Origin of the sequence: Streptomyces sp. NPDC059534, assembly GCF_042743475.1 — a bacterium.
In the GTDB taxonomy this organism is placed as follows: Bacteria; Actinomycetota; Actinomycetes; order Streptomycetales; family Streptomycetaceae; genus Streptomyces.
Genome location: NZ_JBHWAQ010000011.1, coordinates 20,605 through 41,437 on the forward strand (window position 1 = coordinate 20,605; position 20,833 = coordinate 41,437).

Genomic DNA, 20,833 nt, shown 5'->3' on the forward strand with positions numbered 1-20,833 from the left:
CTACCGGGCGGCCCCGACGATCAGGCCGTCCTCGAAGCGGTCCACCCGGACCGTGTCGCCGTCCTGGACCTCGCCGGCGAGGATCTCCCTCGCCAGCCGGTCGCCGATCGCCGTCTGGATCAGGCGGCGCAGCGGCCGGGCGCCGTACGCGGGGTCGTTGCCCTCCTCGGCGAGCCACTCCAGGGCCTCCGGGGTGACGTCGAGGACGAGCCGCCGGTCGGCGAGCCGCTTCGCGAGCCGGTCGATCTGGAGCCGGGCGATCCGGCCCAGCTCGGCCCGGTCGAGGGCGGAGAAGACCACCAGGTCGTCGAGCCGGTTGAGGAACTCCGGCTTGAAGGTCGCCCGGACCACGTCCAGGACCTGCTGCTTCTTGACGTCCTCCGAGGTCAGCGGGTCGACCAGGTACTGGCTGCCGAGGTTGGAGGTCAGGATCAGGATGGTGTTGCGGAAGTCCACCGTCCGGCCCTGTCCGTCGGTGAGCCGTCCGTCGTCCAGGACCTGGAGCAGGACGTCGAAGACCTCCGGGTGCGCCTTCTCCACCTCGTCGAGCAGGACGACGCTGTACGGGCGGCGGCGGACCGCCTCGGTGAGCTGGCCGCCCTCCTCGTAGCCGACGTAGCCGGGAGGGGCGCCGACCAGGCGGGCGACGCTGTGCTTCTCGCCGTACTCCGACATGTCGATGCGGATCATGGCCCGCTCGTCGTCGAAGAGGAAGTCGGCGAGCGCCTTCGCCAGCTCGGTCTTGCCGACGCCGGTCGGGCCGAGGAAGAGGAACGAGCCGGTGGGCCGGTCGGGGTCGGCGATGCCCGCGCGGGTGCGGCGCACGGCGTCGGAGACGGCCTGGACGGCCTCGGACTGGCCGATCAGCCGCCGGCCGAGCTCGTCCTCCATGCGCAGCAGCTTCTGCGTCTCGCCCTCCAGGAGGCGGCCGGCGGGGATGCCGGTCCAGGCGCCGACGACGTCCGCGATGTCGTCGGGACCGACCTCCTCCTTGACCATGGTGTCCTTCGAGGACTCCTGCTGGGCCTCGGCCTCGCTCGCCTCCTCCAGCTCCCGCTCCAGGGCCGGGATCTCCCCGTAGAGCAGCTTGGAGGCGGTGTCGAAGTCGCCGTCGCGCTGGGCGCGCTCGGCGCGGCCTCGGGTCTCGTCGAGGCGCTCCTTCAGCTCGCCGACGCGGTTGAGGGACTGCTTCTCCTTCTCCCAGCGGGCGGTGAGGCCGCGCAGCTCCTCCTCGCGGTCGGCGAGGTCGCGCCGCAGCTTCTCCAGGCGCTGCCTGCTCCCGGCGTCGGTCTCGTTCTTGAGGGCGAGCTCCTCCATGCGGAGCCGGTCCACGGAACGCTGGAGCTCGTCGATCTCGACGGGCGAGGAGTCGATCTCCATGCGGAGCCGGGAGGCGGCCTCGTCGACGAGGTCGATGGCCTTGTCGGGGAGGAAGCGGGAGGTGATGTACCGGTCGGAGAGGGTCGCGGCGGCCACCAGCGCGGAGTCGTTGATCTGCACCTTGTGGTGGGCCTCGTACCGGCCCTTGAGGCCGCGGAGGATCGCGATGGTGTCCTCGACGGTCGGCTCGGCGACCAGGACCTGCTGGAAGCGGCGCTCCAGGGCGGGGTCCTTCTCGATCCGCTCGCGGTACTCGTCGAGGGTGGTCGCGCCGACCATGCGCAGCTCGCCGCGGGCCAGCATCGGCTTGAGCATGTTGCCGGCGTCCATGGCGGAGTCGCCGCCGGCGCCCGCGCCGACGACCGTGTGCAGCTCGTCGATGAACGTGATGATCTGGCCGTCGCTCGCCTTGATCTCGGAGAGGACGGTCTTCAGGCGCTCCTCGAACTCGCCGCGGTACTTGGCGCCCGCGACCATCGCGCCGAGGTCGAGCGAGACCAGCCGCTTGTTCTTCAGCGACTCGGGCACGTCGCCCTTCACGATCCGCTGGGCGAGGCCCTCGACGACGGCTGTCTTGCCGACGCCGGGCTCGCCGATGAGGACCGGGTTGTTCTTGGTGCGGCGGGACAGCACCTGCACGACGCGGCGGATCTCGTGGTCGCGGCCGATGACCGGGTCCAGCTTGCCCTCGCGCGCGGCGGCCGTGAAGTCCGTGCCGAACTTCTCCAGCGCCTTGTACTGCCCTTCCGGGTCGGGTGTGGTCACCCGGCGTCCTCCCCTGCTCTTCTCGAACGCGTCGAGCAGCTTCGAAGCGCTCGCGCCCTGCCGGTCGAGGATCTCACCGGCCCGCCCGCCCTTGTCCGCGATACCGACGAGCAGGTGCTCGGTGGAGAGGTAGTCGTCTCCGAGCTCCTTGGCCCGCTTGTCGGCGTCGGCGATGACGGCGAGGAACTCGCGGTTGGGCTGCGGGGGCGCGACCGTGGACCCCGTGATGCTCGGCAGACCGGCGAGGAGCCGCTCCGCACCGGCGCGTACGACGGCCTGGTCGGCCTCGACGGCGGCGAGCAGGTCGGTGATGTTCTCGTTGTCCTGACCGGTCAGCAGCGCGAGCAGCAGATGGGCGGGGGTCAGGTCGGCGTGCCCGGCGGACACGGCGCTGCTGCTCGCCGCGTTGATCGCGTCCCGGCTCCGGTTGGTCAGTTCGGCGTCCACGTGCGGTGCTCCTCCTGGGTTCTCGTGGGTCCTCTCCTTCTATGACTTCTCCAGAGTACACAAAGTTGAGTCGAACCCGCTCAAGGTGTCGGAGGGAGCCCCGCCCCGGGTAGTTTCCGGGCATGGCCACAGATCCGAGGAACCCCTCCGACGCGTACATCGGCTTCTGGCGCGAGTACCACATGAGCACCCTGACCACCCCACGCCCGGACGGCACCCCGCACGTGGTGGCCGTCGGCGTCACGTACGACCCCGAGGGCGGGTACGCACGGGTGATCACCAACAAGAACAGCCGGAAGGTCGCCAACGTCCTGGCGGCGGGCGCGGAGGGCGCGCGGGTCGCGGTCTGCCAGGTCGACAAGGGGCGGTGGGCCACTCTGGAGGGCGTCGCCCGCATCCGCACCGAGGCGGAGGTCGTCGCGGACGCCGTCGCCCGCTACGCCGAGCGCTACGGCCGCACGCCGGCCCCCAACCCGGACCGGGTCGTCATCGAGATCGCCCTCACCCGGGCGATGGGCCGCGCCTGAGAAGTGCGCGGGCAGCACAGCGGCGCCATCGCGTTTCAGGTCCGCGATGGCGCCGCTGTGTGGGGGAAGTGCCTGAGCGATCTACAACGACGGGGGAATCGCTCAGGCACTGCGGGGGGTGGCGGTGATGGTCTCGGGCTCGATCAGCTGGTGGTCCCGCTGGTCGAGGTTGACGAAGATCATGCCGTACCGGATGGCACAGCGGATCGGCTGCGGAGCGCCCCGGGGGCGGCGCAGGCAGCGGTAGGCGCGGACGTCCTCGTCCTGCTCCCGTGCCACGACGATGGGCTCGCCGAAGAGGGTGACCTTCAGCGCGTCGCCACGGTGGGGGATGGCCGTGGCGAGGTCGACGAAGTGCCATCCGGACCGGTAGGCCGAAGCCATCTCCCGGCGGAACCTGGGGTCGTCCGGCGGGACGCTCATACTTCCGCGTCCGCCGGGGCGGAGTCCCACACCGGGTCGGTGACCTTCGCCGAGGCGACGTCCCACACCGGGTCGATCGGACGCGCCGGGGCGACGTCCCACACCGGGTCGGGCCGGCCCGCCGGGGCGACGTCCCACACCGGGTCGATCGGGGCTGCGACGACCTGGGCGGGCGCGCTGTCCCACACCGGGTCGCTGACGGCCAGCGCTCCTACTGCCGCCGCCCCAATGAAGACGGAAGCAAGTATCGAGCGAAGCATTTTCCTGGACATGAGCGGCTTCGACCTCACTTGATGGTTTCCTCTCCCCCGCGTACTAGACGATGGCTCACTCTTTGCGCGCACACCACCAGGGCAATGCATCATGTTCCTGAAATACAGGATCCTGGGGGGTGTGCAAATGGCGCAAAATCACATAGATGGGCCACATCCTCACGGGCATGTCGACCTCTGTGCAGCCGGATCGGACTTGTACGCACGTGCGTTGCGCATCGGGCGAATCACGCGGAGCGAGGCAGAAGCCGCACCGTGCCTCATGGATCTCGATCTGCTCCACCCGGACCCCGACGACCCGGCATGGCTCCGTCCGGTTCCCCCCTCCGCGGCCCTCGCGCGGCTCGTCCACCCTCTGGAACGCGAGATCCAGGAGCGGCGTTCCCTGGCCATGGGGCTGTCCAGCACGTTCGAGCAGTTCATGGCGATCAGCGCGCAGGACCCCTCGACGACCCACGCCATCACCGTCCTCGAAGGCATCCACCGCATCGACGCCGTCCTGAGCCGGGCCACCGCCGAGTGCTCGAAGGAACTGCTCACCGTCCAGCCGGGCGGCGCGCGCAGCGAGCACACCCTCAACACCGCGCTCAACCGGATCCAGCCATTGCTGGACCGCGGCGTCCATGTGCGCACGCTCTACCAGCACACCGCGCGGCACAGCCCCGGCATGCAGGTCTACCTCGAACAGGCCGGCATGGACCGGCTCCAGGTCCGCACCCTGGAGGAGAGCATCGAGCGGCTCATCATCATCGACCGCTCGGTGGCCCTGATACCCGCCCGCCAGGACCGGCAGGTCGCCCTGGAGCTGCGGCACCCCGGCCTGGTCGAGTACCTGGCGTCGGTGTTCGAGCAGTCCTGGGCGCGGGCCACCCCGTTCGGCGAGCAGCTGCCCAACGCACAGCCCCGGGACGGGATAAGCGGCGTCCAGCACTCCATCGCCAAACTCCTCGTCGAGGGACACGTCGACGAGGCCATCGCACGGCGGCTCGGGATGAACGTGCGGACGTGCCGTGCCCACATCGCCAAGCTGGCGACCGCGCTGGGGAGCGGCAGCCGGGCGCAGCTCGGGTACCTGATCGCGCAGTCCGGCATTCTCGAACGGGACGACTGACCGACGTGTACGTACAGATCGACCTCGACAGGGCCGCGGGGACGCTCCGGGTGTCCGGGTACGGACTGCCCGTCGTGGAGCTCCTGCGGGCCCCCGGCAGCCGCGCGGACGCCCACACGCCGATCGGGACCCGCCGGGCCGGCCTGCTGACGCTCTCCGTGGACGGGGAGCCGGCGACGGTCCGGGCGGCCAGGGGGCGGCTGCTGCGCCGCTCCTACCGGGTCGACGCCCGGGTCGGCGGCGTCCGCTACCGGCTGGTGCCCTGCGGCTACGACTACAGCGCCTTCTCCCGCGACGGACGCCGGATCGGCACCCTGCTGTCGTCGGGGAACGGCCGCGTCCAGGACGAGTGGGACGGCACGCCGGACCCCCTCGACCGCGTCCTCGGCACCGCCCTCGCCGCCGGGTTCGGGACCGGGGCGGCGCCCTGGTGGGAGACGGTCGGCGGCATCGTGGGCGAACTCATCCCGTGACGCGCGCGAGGCCCTGTCCACAGCTGTGGACAGGGCCTCGGCGGATACCGCGGGGACCTACTCGCCGCGCTTGGGACGCCACACCACCAGGGCGCTCGCCTGCTGCACGTCCTGGTACGGCACCAGGTCGCGCCGGTAGGAGGCGTGCACCTGGGCCTCGCGCTGCCGCATCGCCGCCGCCGCGCCGTCGACCGCGGCCGACAGCTCGGCGATCCGGCTCTGCAGCGCCGCGACCTGGTTCTCCAGTTCGATGATGCGCTTGATTCCGGCCAGGTTGATGCCCTCGTCCTGCGACAGCTGCTGCACCTGGCGGAGCAGCTCGATGTCACGGGCCGAGTAGCGCCGGCCCCGGCCGGCCGTACGGTCCGGGGAGACCAGGCCGAGCCGGTCGTACTGCCGGAGGGTCTGCGGGTGCAGACCGGAGAGCTGGGCCGCCACCGAGATGACGTACACCGGCGACTCGTCGGTCAGTTCGTACGGATTACGTCGGCGTCCGTCCATCGGGTCACGCTCCCTTCGCGGCCTGGAACAGCTCCGCCCGGGGATCCTCGGAGGCGGTCGCCTCGCGATAGGTCTCCAGGGCCTCGCGTGCCTTGTCGTCCAGCTCCTTGGGCACCGCGACCTCGACCGTCACGAGGAGGTCGCCGCGGGTGCCATCCTTGCGGACCGCGCCCTTGCCCCGGGCGCGCATGGTCAGACCGTTCGCCGAGCCCGCGGGCAGCTTGAGGGTGACCGAGGGGCCGCCGAGGGTCGGGACCTTGATCTCGCCGCCGAGCGCCGCCTCCGTGAAGGAGACCGGCACCGTGACGGTGAGGTTGTCGTCCCTGCGGCCGAAGACCGGGTGGGTGTCGACGTGCACGACGACGTACAGGTCGCCGTTCTGCCCGCCGCGCTCGCCCGGCGCTCCCTTGCCGCGCAGCCGGATCTTCTGCCCGTCGGAGACGCCCGCCGGGATGCGGACCTGCATGGTGCGGGAGGACTTGGCCCGCCCGCTGCCCTTGCAGACCTCGCAGGGGTTCTCGGCGATGAGGCCGCGGCCCTTGCAGTCGACGCACGGGTCGGTGAGCGAGAAGCCGCCGCCGCTGCCGCGCGAGACCTGACCGGTGCCGACGCAGGTCGGGCACACCCGGGGCGTGCCGTTCTTGTCGCCGGTGCCCGAACACGCCGTGCACGGCTGCTGGCTGGACATCCGCAGCGGTACGGTCGCGCCCTCGATGGCCTCGGTGAAGCTGAGCGTCACCTCGGACTCGACGTCCTGGCCGCGCCGCGGCTGGGTACGGGTGCCCCCGGCCGCCCCGCGGTTGAACAGCCCGCCGAAGACGTCGCCGATGCCCCCACCGCCACCGCCGAAGCCGCCGCCCGCCCCGCCCTGGGCGCCCCCGAAGAGGTCGCCCAGGTCGAAGTTGAACGAGCCGCCGCCGGGGCCGCCCGCGCGGAAGCCGCCGTTGCCGAAGAGGGCGCGGGCGTCGTCGTACTCCTTGCGCTTCTTGGCGTCACCGAGGATGTCGTTGGCCTCGGAGATCTCCTTGAAGCGCTCCTCCGCCTTGGTGTCGCCCTTGTTGGCGTCCGGATGGTTCTCGCGGGCGAGCTTCCGGTACGCCTTCTTGATCTCGGCCTCGGTGGCGTCCTTGGGGACGCCGAGAACCTTGTAGTAGTCCTTCTCGACGAAGTCCTTCGTGCTCATCGACGTCCCTCCTTCCGGACGATCGTTGCGTCACCCCTCTTCGGGGGCACCGCTCTCCTCGTCGGCCGACTTCTTCTCGTCCTTGGCCGGAGCCGCGCCCGGCTGGGGCTCGGCGACGGCCACGCGGGCGGGCCGGATGGTCCGCTCGCCGATCCGGTACCCCGGCTGCAGGATCGCCACGCAGGTCGTCTCGGTGACGTCCGGCGCGTACGAGTGCATCAGGGCCTCGTGGATCGTCGGGTCGAAGGGCTCGCCCTCCTTGCCGAACTGCTGCAGACCCATCTTGGCGACGACGGTCTCCATCGATTCGGCCACCGACTTGAACCCGCCCACGAGCTCGCCGTGGTCCCGGGCCCGGCCGACGTCGTCGAGCACCGGGAGCAGCTCGCTCAGGAGGCTCGCGACGGCGATCTCCTTCACGGTGATCCGGTCCCGCTCCACGCGGCGGCGGTAGTTCTGGTATTCGGCCTGGAGCCGCTGGAGGTCCGCGGTGCGCTCGTCGAGCGCGGAACGGACCTGGTCCAGCTGGGCGGTGAGGCCCGCGGTACCGGCCGACTTCTGGTTGCTTGCGTCCCCGGCCGGGGCCGTCGAGTCCTCCTTGGCGGAGTTCTCGACGGCCTCGGCGGCGTCGTCAGGGGTGGCGCCGGAGGGGACGTCGGACTTCTCCTCGAAGCCCGGGGTCTCCTCGGTCACGCCTGACCACCCTTCTTGGGCTCGTCGTCGATGATCTCGGCGTCGACGACGTCGTCGTCGGCCTGCGCCTGGCCGGCACCGGCGTCGCCCGCGGCCTGCGCGCCCTGGGCGTCGGCGTACAGCGCCTGGCCGAGCTTCTGGGAGACGGCCGCGACCTTCTCGGTGGCGGTGCGGATCTCCGCGGTGTCCTCGCCCTTGAGCTTCTCCTTCAGCTCGACGAGCGCGGCCTCGACCTCGGCCTTGACGTCACCGGGGACCTTGTCCTCGTTGTCCTTGAGGAACTTCTCCGTCTGGTAGACGAGCTGCTCGCCCTGGTTGCGGGACTCGGCGGCCTCGCGGCGACGGTGGTCCTCGTCCGCGTACTGCTCGGCCTCCTGGCGCATCCGGTCGACCTCGTCCTTCGGCAGCGAGGAGCCGCCGGTGACGGTCATCTTCTGCTCCTTGCCCGTGCCGAGGTCCTTCGCGGTCACGTGCATGATGCCGTTGGCGTCGATGTCGAAGGCGACCTCGATCTGCGGGACACCGCGCGGGGCCGGCGGCAGACCGGTCAGCTCGAACATCCCGAGCTTCTTGTTGTACGCCGCGATCTCGCGCTCGCCCTGGTAGACCTGGATCTGCACGGACGGCTGGTTGTCCTCGGCCGTCGTGAAGATCTCGGACCGCTTGGTCGGGATCGTGGTGTTGCGCTCGATGAGCTTGGTCATGATGCCGCCCTTGGTCTCGATGCCGAGGGACAGCGGGGTCACGTCGAGGAGCAGGACGTCCTTGACCTCACCCTTGAGGACACCGGCCTGGAGGGCGGCGCCGATGGCGACGACCTCGTCCGGGTTGACGCCCTTGTTGGCGTCCTGGCCACCGGTCAGCTCCTTGACGAGCTCGGCGACGGCCGGCATACGGGTCGAGCCACCGACGAGGACGACGTGGTCGATCTCGCGCAGCGCGATGCCCGCGTCCTTGATGACGTTGTGGAACGGCACCTTGCAGCGGTCGAGCAGGTCCGAGGTCAGCTGCTGGAACTGGGCGCGCGTGAGCTTCTCGTCCAGGTGCAGCGGGCCCTCGGCGGAGGCCGTGATGTACGGCAGGTTGATGGAGGTCTCGGTCGAGGACGAGAGCTCGATCTTCGCCTTCTCCGCGGCCTCGCGGAGACGCTGGAGAGCCATCTTGTCCTTGGCCAGGTCCACGCCGTGGCCGTTCTGGAACTGCGTCACCAGGTAGTCGACGACGCGCTGGTCCCAGTCGTCGCCACCGAGGTGGTTGTCACCGTTGGTGGCCTTCACCTCGACGACGCCGTCGCCGATCTCCAGGAGCGACACGTCGAAGGTGCCGCCACCGAGGTCGAAGACGAGGATCGTCTGGTCGTCCTTGTCCAGGCCGTACGCCAGGGCGGCGGCGGTCGGCTCGTTGACGATGCGCAGGACGTTGAGGCCCGCGATCTCACCGGCCTCCTTGGTGGCCTGACGCTCGGAGTCGTTGAAGTACGCCGGGACGGTGATGACCGCGTCGACGACCTTCTCGCCCAGGTACGCCTCGGCGTCGCGCTTCAGCTTCTGCAGGATGAAGGCGCTCATCTGCTGCGGGTTGAAGTTCTTGCCGTCGATCTCGATCTTCCAGTCGGTGCCCATGTGGCGCTTGACCGACCGGATGGTCCTGTCGACGTTGGTGACGGCCTGACGCTTCGCCACCTCGCCGACGAGCACCTCGCCGTTCTTCGCGAAGGCGACGACGGACGGCGTGGTCCTGGCGCCCTCGGCGTTGGTGATGACGGTGGGCTCGCCGCCTTCGAGAACGCTGACGACGGAGTTAGTCGTGCCCAGGTCGATGCCGACCGCACGTGCCATTTCGATTCCTCCTGCTGACGTACTTGAGTGGAACTGACTCAAGGATGCATGACGCTCCGGCGTGCGTCAACAGACCTGAGTGGAGTCGACTCAACTCTTCGCCCGTCATCCCACTCAAAGAGCGGTCGTGAGCGCGTCGATGCCGGGTCGGGCGGGGGGCGGCATGAGAGAGTCCGGATGCCCCTGGCCGGGCAAAGCAGGCATATCCCACGAATATCCCATGATTCTCGTCGGAACTTGTCGATCTCGGTCGATCCCATTCCCACGCGGTCGATCTCGTCGAAGCACGGAGGCAGGGCGCATGACGGCGAAGCGCACGCTCGACCTGACGGGCGGAGTGACCCTCCTCGCCCTCCTCTCGCCCCTGGTCCTCGCCGTCGCCCTCTCGGTCGCGCTCGCCTCGGCCACCCCGGGCCGCGGCCTGCTGCGCCGGCGGACGGTGGCGGGCCTGGACGGCCGGCCCTTCACGATGCTGACCTTCCGCACGAAGAGCCCGCTGGCCGCGCTGCCACTGCTGCTGCACGTCGTCACCGGCCGGATGTCGCTGGTCGGGCCGTGCCCGCTGACCCCCACCCACCGCGAGTGCGCGGGCGAGGGCCGCCGCCGCCTCTCGGTGCGCCCCGGACTCACCGGCCCGTGGCAGATCAGCGGGCGTTCGGAGCTGCCGTGGGAGGAGCGCGAGCTGCTCGATCTCCACTACGTGGACCACCACTGGCTCGGGATGGACCTGGCGATCCTTGCGCGTACGCTTCCAGCAGTACGCAGGCGTCGCGCGGCAAGGTTTGCCTGAGCGACACATATCACCGCGAGCGCCGCTACAGCGCGGAGCCGCGACCGGGTAATCTCAGCAGGAACTCAATAAGTTACCGCTTAGTAGGCCCGCCCGAGGAGCCCTTCATGCAACTCGCCGCGATCATCGTGTCGATCGCCATCACGGTGGTGGCCGTCGCGCTGTTCGGCCGCGCCACCGTGCAGATCTACCGCTTCGTGCGGCTCGGTCAGCCGGTGCCCGCCGGCACGCGCACCGGTGACCCCAAGCAGCGCACCATCACCCTGGTCAAGGAGTTCCTCGGCCACACCAGGATGAACCGCTGGGGCATCGTCGGCTTCGCACACTGGTTCGTGGCGGTGGGCTTCTTCTCGCTGCTCCTCACGATCGTGAACGCCTTCGGCCAGCTCTTCCAGGCCGACTGGCTGATCCCGATCATCGGCGACTGGCTGCCGTACGAGATCTTCACCGAGTTCCTCGGCCTGATGACGGTCCTCGGCATCGTGACCCTCATCGTGATCCGCCAGCTCAGCAAGCCGACCAAGGCGGGCCGCAAGTCCCGCTTCGCGGGCTCCAAGACCGGCCAGGCGTACTTCGTCGAGGCCGTCATCCTGATCGTCGGCGTCTGCATCATGACGCTGCGCGCCCTGGAGGGCGTCCAGCACCACGTGACGAGCTGGGAGCCCGGCTTCTTCGCCTCGTACCCGCTGATCGCGCTGCTCGACGGCCTGGACCTGAGCACGATCCAGTACCTCACCTACTTCTTCGCGTGCCTCAAGATCGTCACGTCCTTCACCTGGATGATCACGGTCTCGCTGAACACGAACATGGGCGTGGCCTGGCACCGCTTCCTCGGCTTCCCGAACATCTGGTTCAAGCGGAACGCCGACGGCTCCACCGCGCTGGGCGCGCTCCAGCCGATGTCCACCGGTGGCAAGGAGATCGACTGGGAGGACCCGGCCGAGGACGCCGTCTTCGGCGTCTCCCAGGTCGAGCAGTTCTCCTGGAAGGGCATCCTCGACTTCTCCACCTGCACCGAGTGCGGCCGCTGCCAGTCGCAGTGCCCCGCCTGGAACACCGGCAAGCCGCTCTCCCCGAAGCTCCTCATCATGTCGCTGCGCGACCACGCGCACGCCAAGGCCCCCTACCTCCTCGCCGGCGGCGGCAAGGACATGGAGGGCAACGAGAAGGCGACCGAGGAGCAGCTCAAGGACGTTCCCGCCGCCGCGATCGCCGAGGCCGAGCGCCCCCTCATCGGCACCGCCGAGGAGAACGGCGTCATCGACCCCGACGTCCTGTGGTCCTGCACCACCTGCGGCGCCTGTGTCGAGCAGTGCCCGGTCGACATCGAGCACATCGACCACATCGTCGACATGCGCCGCTACCAGGTGATGATCGAGTCCGCCTTCCCGTCCGAGGCCGGCACGATGCTGAAGAACCTGGAGAAGAAGGGCAACCCCTGGGGCCTGGCCAAGAAGCAGCGCGTCGAGTGGACCAAGGAGGTCGACTTCGAGGTCCCCATCGTCGGCAAGGACGTCGAGGACCTCTCCGAGTTCGACTACCTCTACTGGGTCGGCTGCGCCGGCGCCCTGGAGGACCGGGCCAAGAAGACCACCAAGGCATTCGCCGAGCTGCTGCACATGGCGGGCGTCAAGTTCGCGATCATGGGCGGCGACGAGAAGTGCACCGGTGACTCCCCCCGCCGCCTGGGCAACGAACCGCTGTTCCAGCAGCTCGCCCAGGAGAACGTCGCCATGCTGAACATGGCGTTCGGCGAGGACGACGAGGACGAGTCGACCAAGAAGCCGAAGTCGGCGAAGCGGATCGTCTCGACCTGCCCGCACTGCTTCAACACCATCGCCAACGAGTACCCGCAGCTCGGCGGCGAGTACGAGGTCATCCACCACACCCAGCTGCTCCAGCACCTCATCGACGAGGGCAAGCTGGTCCCGGTGACCCCGGTCGACGGTCTGATCACCTACCACGACCCCTGCTACCTGGGCCGGCACAACAAGGTCTACACGCCCCCGCGCGAGATCATGTCCGCCGTCCCCGGCCTGCGCCAGCAGGAGATGCACCGCCACAAGGAACGCGGCTTCTGCTGCGGCGCCGGCGGCGCCCGGATGTGGATGGAGGAGCGGATCGGCAAGCGCATCAACAACGAGCGCGTCGACGAGGCCCTGTCCCTCAACCCGGACATCGTCTCCACCGCCTGCCCGTTCTGCCTCGTCATGCTGACCGACTCGGTCAACGGCAAGAAGAACGAGGGCAAGGCCAAGGAGTCCGTCACCGTCGTGGACGTGGCCCAGCTGCTCCTCGAGTCGGTGAAGACCCCGGCCGAGCCGGAGGAGCCGGTCGTCGAGCCGGAGCCGGAGCCCGCCTCGTAACGTCCCGCACCACGGAAAGGGCCGCCCCGCGATCGACGCGGGGCGGCCCTTTCCGCGCGCCTCGGCCGTGCCGGGACACCTGATACGCCGGTGCGCGACGGGCCCTCCGGCGCCTCCCCCGCGACCGTGTCACGGCCCCCGGCGCCCCCTAGGGGATGTCACAGCTCAGTGGCAAGCACCGGTCCGAGGAGCGCCCGCACAGGGGAAGCGGGTACGTTCGACGACGTGGCTGGATTCAGGAACGGACGCGGCCGGGACAACCGCCCCCCGCAACAACAACCGCAGCAGGCGCCCTACGGGTACAACGCGGCCCCGCCGCCGTACCCGCAGGGGCAATGGCAGCAGCCCCCGCAGGGGCAGCAGTACGGGCAACAGGGACAGCAGCAGCCCTACGGCGAGCCCGAGTACTTCGGGGAGCCGTACGGCCGGCCGCAGCATCCGCAGGCCGCCGCGGCGAACAACCCGGGCCACACGCAGATGTTCAGCGTCGACGACCCCTACGGTGACGCCACGGCCCACCGGTCCGGCGCCGCACCCGTCCCCACGGGCCCCCGGCTCTCCTGGAAGCCGCTCCTGAGCGGCATCGTGCTCCGCCCCGCGGACACCTTCCTGCGGATGCGGGACCACGCCGTCTGGGGCCCGGCCCTGATCGTCACCTTCCTCTACGGCCTGCTCGCGATCTTCGGCTTCGACAAGGCCCGCGACGAGGCGATCAACGCGACCCTGTCGACGGCGATCCCGTACGTGCTGATGACCGCCCTCGGCTTCGTCGTCGGCGGACTCATCCTCGGCGCCGTCACCCACACCCTCGCGCGCCAGCTCGGCGGCGACGGGGCCTGGCAGCCGACCGTCGGCCTCTCCATGCTGATCATGTCGATCACCGACGCCCCCCGCCTCGTCTTCGCCCTCTTCCTCGGCGGCGAGAACGGCCTCGTCCAGGTCGTCGGCTGGCTGACCTGGCTCGCCGCCGGCGCCCTCTTCACCGTGATGGTCAGCCGCTCGCACGACCTCCCGTGGCCGAAGGCGCTGGGCGCCTCGGCCATCCAGCTCGTCGCACTGCTGAGCCTGATCAAGCTGGGCACGCTCTGACGGCCTGACGACCTGCCGCCGTCACGGCGCCGTGGCTTCACGGCGCCACGGCTTCACCGCACCACGGACATCCCGGAAGGCCCCTCACCGCACGCCGGTGGGGGGCCTTCCCGCCTTCCGCGCGCCGCCCCGGCCCAGCGGCCCCCGCCCGATGCGCCACCACTCCCTGCGGTCCGCCGTCCCGTCGGCCCAGAACTCCAGCAGGTCGCCCGGCGCGAGCCCGAGGGCGTGCTCGATCTCGCCGGGCGTGAGTCCGCGCAGCGATTCCGACAGCGACCTGGTCAGCTCGAACCAGTAGCCGCGCAGCGTCGACTCGCTCACGAAGAGCTCCCTGGCGACCTGGGCGTAGCTCAGCCCGCGGGCCCGGCCGTGCAGAATCTGGCGCTGGCGCTCGCTCAGCAGGGTGATGCAGTCGCGTCGGACGAGCACTTCGAGGATGCCGACGACCGGCTGCGGCACGACGGTGCCGCCGGCGGCGACGTCGAGGAAGAGCGCTTCGGTCCGGGCGCGCGGCGTCGCCTTCGAGACGACGCCGCTCGCGCCCGCCGCGATGCACGCCGCGAGGACGAACGGACGCTCCTCCTGGCTGTAGACGCAGACGCGGTAGCCGTGGCGGGTCAGGGTGCGGACGGCGGCGACGCCCTGGCGGACGTCGGGCTGCTGTTCGAGGTTGGCCAGGTGCAGGTCGAGCAGGACGAGGTCGACGGCGGGGGCGCGGCGCACCAGCTCCTCGACCGTCGCGACCGCGGCGACGACCTCGAATCCGGGCATGAGCAGGCCGATCGACTCGCGGATCAGCCACGCGTCGTCGACGACCGCCACGGCGCGCTTCACAGGGCGTCCGCGAAGGCGGCCCGTACCGTCGGGGCCTTCGGGCGCACCGGACCGGCCGCGGGCTCCGGGAGCGACCGGAGGGTCACGGTCGTCCCCTCCCCGACGGCCGACGCGATCCCGACGCCGAGGCCGCGTCGGCGCAGTTCGCCGACGACCACCTCGCGCAGCCCGACCCCGGCGGTCACCGACGCCGGGTCGAAGCCGACGCCGTCGTCGTGCACGGTCAGCGTCCAGCCGTCGTCCCCGTCGAGGTGGACCACCACCTCGTGGGCGCCGGCGTGCACCCGGACGTTCAGCAGCAGGCTTTCGAGCGCGCGCTCCACCGCCTCGGCCTGTGCGGCGGGAATCCGCAGGCCAGTGCCGAGGCCGAGCGACGCGACGACGTTCAGGTCGGCGAAGCGGTCGCAGACCCGTCCGACCATCGGGGCGAGCGCCACCGTGGGGACGGTGCCGGGGTCGGGCCGCGCATCGCATCCGGCGCCGTCCGTGCTCGTGCCGCGCAGATAGGACCGCATCCGCCGCAGCTCCACCTCGGCCTGGCCGACGAGCCGGGCCCGTGCGTCGTCGTCCCCCTGCTCGGTGAGCAGCCGCATGACGGCGACGCCGTTGTGCATCATCACCTGGGCCCGCCGCTCCTCCTCGCGCCGGGCCAGTTCGGCGGCGCGCGCCCGTGAGGCGTCGGCGTCGTGCGCGATGCGGCGGGTGTATCCGAAGAACATGCGGGCGACCAGCGCGTACACCACGTAGGTCATGACGTTGCCGGCGGCGGTCGAGGCCATGTCGCGCCCGACGTCGCCGCCGAGGTAGACCAGGTAGCAGGCGGAGACGGCGAGCAGGCTGACCGCCCAGACGGCGAGGCCCCGCACGCCGCCGGCGGTGATGATCACGGACAGCGCGTACCCCGGCTGGAACGCGGTCCAGGTGCCGAACCGGTCCCACGGCGCGAGGACGAGCGGGCCGATCACGAGCAGGGCGCAGGCCAGTCCGAAGTCGAGCACGGACACGACCGTGCCCGGCGGCCGCCGGCGCACCAGTGTCACCACGCTCACCGCGACCGCCGTCAGGGCGGCGGCGCCCCAGCACAGGAGGTAGGCGGCGTCGTGCGGCGAGCGTTCCGCCCCGAGCCGCACCGCGGGGACCATCTGCGCGACGGTCCCGAGCCGGACCCCGGCGGTGAAGTAGGAGAAGGCCCGCTCGACACCCGCACTGGTCGTGGGCAGTTCCGCGACCCGCCACAGCCCGTTGCGGCTCCTCATCGTCCTCCTCGGCTCCGGGCGGCCAGGGCCACCGGAAGGTGCGCGGATGTGTCGGGCGCGAACGCCCCGTGACACGCAACGATGAAGATATGAGCAAGACCGGTCGAGGGTGGCCGGATTGCGGAAAGTGCGGTTCCGGCGACTCCTCACCGGGCCCCGCCGGAAGGGGACGACGAAGGGCGGGGCCTCCGGGGAGACCCCGCCCTCACGACGGTGGCGGGACGCCGCCGCGTCGCGTCGGACGGAGCGGACGGGCGGAGCTGATGGAGCTGATGGAGCGGGCGTACGGAGTGATCGGTCAGACGAGCTTGGCGAGCGCGGCCCAGGTGTTGGTGCCCGGGACTCCGTCGACCGGGCCCGAGTAGCCGCCGAGCTGGGCCATCCGCTGCAGGGCTGCGTACGTGCCGGTGCCGGGCGCGCCGTCGATCGGGCCGGTGTAGCCGTAGCCGGAGAGCACCTTCTGCACGCCCTTCCACGACAGGGCGCCCAGCACGCCGTCGGCCGGGCCGGTGTAGCCGCCGAGCTTGGCGAGGCGCTGGAGCGCGGCCCAGGTGTTGGTGCCGGGCGCGCCGTCGATCGGGCCGGTGTAGCCGAACCGCCGCAGGACGGTCTGCACGCCCTTCCAGGAGTTGGCGCCCATCACGCCGTCGATCGGACCGCCGTAGCCGCCCTTCTGGGCCAGTCTCTGGAGCGCGGCGTACGTGTTGGTGCCGGGCGCGCCGTCGAGCGGGCCGGCGTACCCGTACCCCCGCATCACCTGCTGCACGCCGAGCCAGGTGTTCGTGCCCGGCACGCCGTCCAGGGCTCCGGTGTAGCCGCCGGCGCCGGCGATCTTCTGCAGCGTCAGCCCCTCCCCCTGCACGGGCGGCGGCGTGGACCCGAAGGAGAGCGGGTTGACCCGGACACCGCTCGGGTTGATGACGTGCCAGTGCAGGTGCGGGCCGGTCGAGTTGCCCGCGCCGTCGGCTCCCGCGGCCCCGCCGGAGAGCCCCACGACCGTCCCGGAGCCGACGGAGGCACCGTCGGCCAGCAGGAACCTCGACAGGTGCATGTACTGGCTGCGGTATCCGTCGGCGTGGTGGATGGTGACGGTGTGTCCGCCGGTGCCGTTGTACGGGATGTTCTGGATCGTTCCGGCGGCGCAGGCGGGCAGTGAGGTCCCCACGGCCATGCCGAAGTCGACGCCGTTGTGGTTCGGCGGGTCCCACGGGCCGGTGACGGCGTAGGCGGCGAACGGGTTGTAGATCGCGGGAACGGCGTACGCGCTCGTCGGCAGGACGAGCCCACCGGCGGCCAGCGCTCCGCCGCCCACCACCGCCCCGCGCAGCAGGGCGCGGCGGCTGACGCCCGCCGGGACGTGGTGGTCGTCCTGGCCGCCACAACGGTGCCGTGCCTCGTTCTCGGTCAACGCATCTCCCTGAGCCGGCTCTACTGACGGGGTACGTGGGGAAGTTCGCGAGCCCGCTCATCCCATCCGGCCTCCCCGGCGCCGACAACCCAACGAAAACGCGGAATCGGGTCCCCGCCGTTCCGCGGGTTCGTTGGGTTGTCCGCGCCCGGGTCGTGGGGTGGTCTTGACCGGTCCGCGGTTCGGCCGCGGACCGGGAGACTCCAGGAGGTCCGGTGCCGGAGCGGGTTGACGACGTGACACACGCACAGGCGGGCTCACGGGGGCGGGAGCCCGGGCCGGGCCCGTCCCGGCGCTCCGTCCTGCGGACGGCCGGCGCGCTGCTGCCGGCGCTGGTCCTGGGCTTCGGCGGGGGCGGCACGGCCGCCGCGGCCGTCGAGGCGGGCGTCCCCCGGGCCGCCGGCGCCGGCGCCGCCGCCCGTGTCCGGGGAGCGTTCTCGGCGCCCGGCTACGCCTGGCCGGCCGCGGGAGCGGGAGGCCCCGCCGGAGCCCCGGCCACCGGAGTGGTGTTCGCGCTCACCGCGGACGGCCGCCCGCTGGCCGGCCGCCGGGTGCGGTTCTCCCTCGGCGCGTTCCACGCGGCCCGCCCCGCCCTCTGGTTCGAGGTGTCGGAGGGCCGCAAGTCGGCGGGCCGGCACGGCTATCTGGACCTCGACACGGACGCGGAGGGGACGGTCGTCCTCGATCCCTGGCTCCGGCACGGCGCGCTGCCGACCACCGCGACGGGAACCCACCCGGTCGTACGGGCCCAGCTGGTGGGGTCGGAGACCCTCCTCGCCTCGGCACACCTTTCCGTTTCCTGATTCCTGACACCGACCTGAGGGGCGCGAGTTGACGAGAACGGTCGCCGGGGCCGAGCAGTGGGCCCGCCAGCACACCACCGACGGTGGTGCCGCCGGCTTCGACAACGGCTACAACTGGTCCGACATGTGCCAGTCCCTGATGTTCCGGTCCTGCGACCTGAGCAGCTCGCGGGGGACGGCGTACGACGCGTGGGAGGCGTCCGGCGAGGGCCGGCCCGACTACTCGGCCGCGCCCCGCGGGGCCTTCCACTGGTGGGCCAACGCGGTGCGGCTCACCCCCGGCCACGTGGCCCTCGACCTCGACGGCGGCGGCACCCGCTGCCTGATGGCGACGACGCACCTGTCCGGCGGGGAGGACTTCGCCCCCGGCGGCTACCGGATCGGGACCCAGTCCGTGGCCCGGTACAACGCGCTCGCCGGCCTGGTGTACCTGGGCTGGACGCTCGACAACGTGGGTTCGCGGACGGCCGACGTCGGCGCCCCCGGCCCCGGGGGCGCCACGTACACCCTGACCGCGGACGACCAGCGGGTCCTGCAGACGCTCGCCCGGCGCGGCGGCTACACGGGCCCCGTCGACGGCGCGATCGGGGTCAACGGCTGGCAGTGCGTGCAGACCGCGGTCCGCGGCTACGGCTACACCGGCCCCGCCGACGGCGTGCCCGGCGCCGAGACGTACAAGGCCGTCCAGGCCCTGGCCCGGGACGGCGGATACACCGGCCCGGTCGACGGCCTCCTCGGCCCGAACACGATCCGCGGCGTCTCGGACTGGCTGTCGGCGCACCCCCCGTCGACGACGCCGGCACCGGGCCCGGCCCCCACCCCGTCGCCGACGAGCGCGGTGTACGGGATCGACGTCGGCACCAGCCAGGCCGCCCTGGACTTCCTGGCCGCCCGCAGCGCCGGCTTCCGGTTCTGCTTCGTCAAGGCCGGCGGCTCCAACGACGGCACCCACCAGCCCTACACCTCGCCCCACTACGTCCGGCAGGTCGACGAGGCCAGGGCGGCGGGGTTCCTCGTCGGCCACTACTGGATGACCGGCTGGGGAGCGGCGGCCACCGACGCCGAGTACTTCCTCGCCCACCTGCGCGACTACCGCCCCGGCGAGCCGCTCATGGTCGACGTCGAGGGCGTCGACCAGAGCCCGGTGTGGACGGACGCCCAGACGGCGCAGTTCGTCGACATCGTGAAGGCCCGCCTGGGCACGACCCCCTTCCTCTACACGTACTCCTCCCTGCTCACCTCGCGCGGCTGGCCGCTGACGCGCGCGACGGGCGCCAAGCTGTGGATCGCGGACTACGGGGCCGCCGCGGGCAGCCCGCGGATCGGCACCGCGTACCCGGACTGGGCGATCCACCAGTTCAGTGACACGGGGTCGGTCAAGGGCGTCGCCGTCGACCTCAACCAGGCGAGGCCGGACGCCTTCGGAGCGGCCGTCCTGCCGCCACCCGGCGCGAACCCGGTGCCCGACCCGGTCCCGGACATCCCCCTCGCCGACGGCGTGACCCTCCAGCGGATCGCGCAGCTCGGCGGCTACACCGGCCCCCTCGACGGCGTCCTCGGGCCGAACAGCTGGAAGGGCGTCCAGACCCTGCTCACCCAGCTCGGCCTCTACAGCGGCCCGGTCGACGGCGTCCCCGGCACGAACACGTACAAGGCACTCCAGCAGCTGGCCCAGCGCGGCGGCTACACCGGACCCGTCGACGGCGTCCCCGGACCGAACACGTACGCCGGGCTGCGCGGCTACCTCGCCCAGGCCGCCGGCGGCGTGACGATCCCGGCGGAGGACGCGAAGACCCTCCAGCAGCTCGCCCAGCGCGGCGGCTACACGGGCCCGATCGACGGGGTCCTGGGCACCGCCTCGTGGAAGGGCGTGCAGACCGTCCTCGCGCAGAGCCACTACGACGGCCCGGTCGACGGCGCCCCCGGCACGAACACGTACAAGGCGCTCCAGCTGCTGGCCGCCGACTACGGCTACACCGGACCCGTCGACGGCGTCCCCGGACCGAACACCTTCGCGGCCGTCCGCACCTACCTGAGCGTGACGGGCGCCGGACCGGGCCCGATCCCGGCGGCCGACGCCACGACCCTGCAGAGGATCGCCAAGGCGGGCGGCTACACGGGGCCCCTCGACGGTGTCATGGGCGTCAACGGCTGGAAGGGCGTCCAGACCGTCCTGCGGGGCTACGGATACACCGGCCCGCTCGACGGAGCCCCGGGCACGGCCACGTACAAGGGGCTCCAGACCCTCGCGACCGCCGGCGGCTACACCGGCCCGATCGACGGCGTCATGGGCGTGAACAGCTGGAAGGGCGTCCAGACCGTGATGCGGCGCTTCGGCTACACGGGTGCCCTCGACGGCGTCCCGGGCACCCGGACGTACGCGGCCCTCCAGCGGATGGCGGTCCTCGGCGGCTACACGGGCCCGGCCGACGGGGTCCTCGGCTCGTTCGGCTGGGCCGGCGTCCAGGCATGCCTGCGCGGCTCCGGCTACTCCGGCCTGATCGACGGCGCCCCGGGCAGGGCCACGTACGTGGCGCTCCAGCGGCTCGCCCAGACCGGCGGCTACACCGGGCCGCTCGACGGCGTCCCGGGCCCGAACACCTACCGGGCCCTGGCCAACCTGGTCGACTGAACCGACCGGGCCGGCCGGGCCGACCTGTCCGACCCAGCCGGA

Annotated in this window: 18 protein-coding genes; 8 read left to right on the forward strand and 10 right to left on the reverse strand. The window is 71.5% G+C overall.

The window, feature by feature from the left end; translation table 11 throughout:
- A complete protein-coding gene (gene clpB, locus ACFVZH_RS15580) occupies nucleotides 1-2,592 on the reverse strand; it encodes an ATP-dependent chaperone ClpB (protein WP_384897440.1) in 2,592 nt (863 codons plus the stop codon).
- Nucleotides 2,593-2,714: 122 nt separating this feature from the next.
- Between clpB and ACFVZH_RS15585 the strand changes: the two genes are divergently transcribed.
- Complete coding sequence (locus tag ACFVZH_RS15585) at nucleotides 2,715-3,119, forward strand: pyridoxamine 5'-phosphate oxidase family protein (protein ID WP_384897442.1); 405 nt, start codon at nucleotides 2,715-2,717, stop codon at nucleotides 3,117-3,119.
- A 102-nt stretch (nucleotides 3,120-3,221) separates the two neighbouring features.
- Here the strand turns inward: ACFVZH_RS15585 and ACFVZH_RS15590 are convergent, their stop codons facing one another.
- Nucleotides 3,222-3,542, reverse strand: coding sequence for a (2Fe-2S)-binding protein (locus ACFVZH_RS15590; RefSeq protein WP_366302744.1), 321 nt, complete (start codon nucleotides 3,540-3,542; stop codon nucleotides 3,222-3,224).
- Entirely contained in the window at nucleotides 3,539-3,802 is a 264-nt protein-coding gene (locus ACFVZH_RS15595; protein ID WP_384897444.1) for a 5'-nucleotidase, read from the reverse strand. The genes ACFVZH_RS15590 and ACFVZH_RS15595 overlap by 4 nt, the downstream gene beginning before the upstream one ends.
- 139 nt (nucleotides 3,803-3,941) lie before the next feature.
- Between ACFVZH_RS15595 and ACFVZH_RS15600 the strand changes: the two genes are divergently transcribed.
- Together ACFVZH_RS15600 and ACFVZH_RS15605 are read left to right on the forward strand one after the other, a co-directional pair.
- Nucleotides 3,942-4,925 carry a helix-turn-helix transcriptional regulator gene (locus ACFVZH_RS15600; protein ID WP_384897446.1) on the forward strand — a complete coding sequence of 328 codons (984 nt, stop codon included), beginning with the start codon at nucleotides 3,942-3,944 and terminating at the stop codon, nucleotides 4,923-4,925.
- A 5-nt stretch (nucleotides 4,926-4,930) separates the two neighbouring features.
- Complete coding sequence (locus tag ACFVZH_RS15605) at nucleotides 4,931-5,398, forward strand: hypothetical protein (protein WP_384897448.1); 468 nt, start codon at nucleotides 4,931-4,933, stop codon at nucleotides 5,396-5,398.
- 57 nt (nucleotides 5,399-5,455) lie between these two features.
- Here the strand turns inward: ACFVZH_RS15605 and ACFVZH_RS15610 are convergent, their stop codons facing one another.
- Genes ACFVZH_RS15610 through dnaK form a run of 4 tightly spaced genes read right to left on the reverse strand, consistent with a single transcriptional unit; the run spans nucleotide 5,456 to nucleotide 9,613 of the window.
- The gene (locus ACFVZH_RS15610) at nucleotides 5,456-5,899 is read right to left on the reverse strand and encodes a heat shock protein transcriptional repressor HspR (protein ID WP_015034631.1); all 444 of its coding nucleotides are present in this window, start codon (nucleotides 5,897-5,899) and stop codon (nucleotides 5,456-5,458) included.
- Between the two features lie 4 nt (nucleotides 5,900-5,903).
- The gene (dnaJ, locus tag ACFVZH_RS15615; protein ID WP_384897450.1) at nucleotides 5,904-7,082 is read right to left on the reverse strand and encodes a molecular chaperone DnaJ; all 1,179 of its coding nucleotides are present in this window, start codon (nucleotides 7,080-7,082) and stop codon (nucleotides 5,904-5,906) included.
- Between the two features lie 30 nt (nucleotides 7,083-7,112).
- Nucleotides 7,113-7,775, reverse strand: coding sequence for a nucleotide exchange factor GrpE (gene grpE, locus ACFVZH_RS15620; RefSeq protein ID WP_384897452.1), 663 nt, complete (start codon nucleotides 7,773-7,775; stop codon nucleotides 7,113-7,115).
- Nucleotides 7,772-9,613 carry a molecular chaperone DnaK gene (gene dnaK, locus ACFVZH_RS15625; RefSeq protein WP_384897454.1) on the reverse strand — a complete coding sequence of 614 codons (1,842 nt, stop codon included), beginning with the start codon at nucleotides 9,611-9,613 and terminating at the stop codon, nucleotides 7,772-7,774. The genes grpE and dnaK overlap by 4 nt, the downstream gene beginning before the upstream one ends.
- A gap of 301 nt (nucleotides 9,614-9,914) precedes the next feature.
- Between dnaK and ACFVZH_RS15630 the strand changes: the two genes are divergently transcribed.
- The 3 genes from ACFVZH_RS15630 (at nucleotide 9,915) to ACFVZH_RS15640 (ending at nucleotide 13,858) form a co-directional block, all read left to right on the forward strand.
- On the forward strand, nucleotides 9,915-10,403 hold the full coding sequence (locus ACFVZH_RS15630) for a sugar transferase (RefSeq protein WP_384897456.1): 489 nt from the start codon (nucleotides 9,915-9,917) through the stop codon (nucleotides 10,401-10,403).
- Between the two features lie 107 nt (nucleotides 10,404-10,510).
- The gene (locus tag ACFVZH_RS15635) at nucleotides 10,511-12,769 is read left to right on the forward strand and encodes a (Fe-S)-binding protein (protein ID WP_384897458.1); all 2,259 of its coding nucleotides are present in this window, start codon (nucleotides 10,511-10,513) and stop codon (nucleotides 12,767-12,769) included.
- A 225-nt stretch (nucleotides 12,770-12,994) separates the two neighbouring features.
- Nucleotides 12,995-13,858 carry a Yip1 family protein gene (locus ACFVZH_RS15640; RefSeq protein WP_384897460.1) on the forward strand — a complete coding sequence of 288 codons (864 nt, stop codon included), beginning with the start codon at nucleotides 12,995-12,997 and terminating at the stop codon, nucleotides 13,856-13,858.
- An 84-nt stretch (nucleotides 13,859-13,942) separates the two neighbouring features.
- On the opposite strand, the gene ACFVZH_RS15645 is transcribed toward ACFVZH_RS15640, so the two are convergent.
- The 3 genes from ACFVZH_RS15645 to ACFVZH_RS15655 form a co-directional block, all read right to left on the reverse strand.
- On the reverse strand, nucleotides 13,943-14,692 hold the full coding sequence (locus tag ACFVZH_RS15645; RefSeq protein WP_384897462.1) for a response regulator: 750 nt from the start codon (nucleotides 14,690-14,692) through the stop codon (nucleotides 13,943-13,945).
- Entirely contained in the window at nucleotides 14,689-15,948 is a 1,260-nt protein-coding gene (locus ACFVZH_RS15650) for an ATP-binding protein (RefSeq protein ID WP_384897464.1), read from the reverse strand. The genes ACFVZH_RS15645 and ACFVZH_RS15650 overlap by 4 nt, the downstream gene beginning before the upstream one ends.
- A gap of 298 nt (nucleotides 15,949-16,246) precedes the next feature.
- Nucleotides 16,247-17,356, reverse strand: a complete 1,110-nt coding sequence (locus tag ACFVZH_RS15655; RefSeq protein ID WP_384897466.1) for a peptidoglycan DD-metalloendopeptidase family protein — start codon at nucleotides 17,354-17,356, stop codon at nucleotides 16,247-16,249.
- A gap of 236 nt (nucleotides 17,357-17,592) precedes the next feature.
- On the opposite strand from ACFVZH_RS15655, the gene ACFVZH_RS15660 reads away from it, so the two are divergent.
- Together ACFVZH_RS15660 and ACFVZH_RS15665 are read left to right on the forward strand one after the other, a co-directional pair.
- The gene (locus tag ACFVZH_RS15660) at nucleotides 17,593-18,159 is read left to right on the forward strand and encodes a hypothetical protein (protein ID WP_384897468.1); all 567 of its coding nucleotides are present in this window, start codon (nucleotides 17,593-17,595) and stop codon (nucleotides 18,157-18,159) included.
- 28 nt (nucleotides 18,160-18,187) lie between these two features.
- Nucleotides 18,188-20,791: a peptidoglycan-binding protein gene (locus ACFVZH_RS15665; protein ID WP_384897469.1), complete on the forward strand. Its 2,604-nt coding sequence runs from the start codon at nucleotides 18,188-18,190 to the stop codon at nucleotides 20,789-20,791.
- Nucleotides 20,792-20,833: the final 42 nt, after the last annotated feature.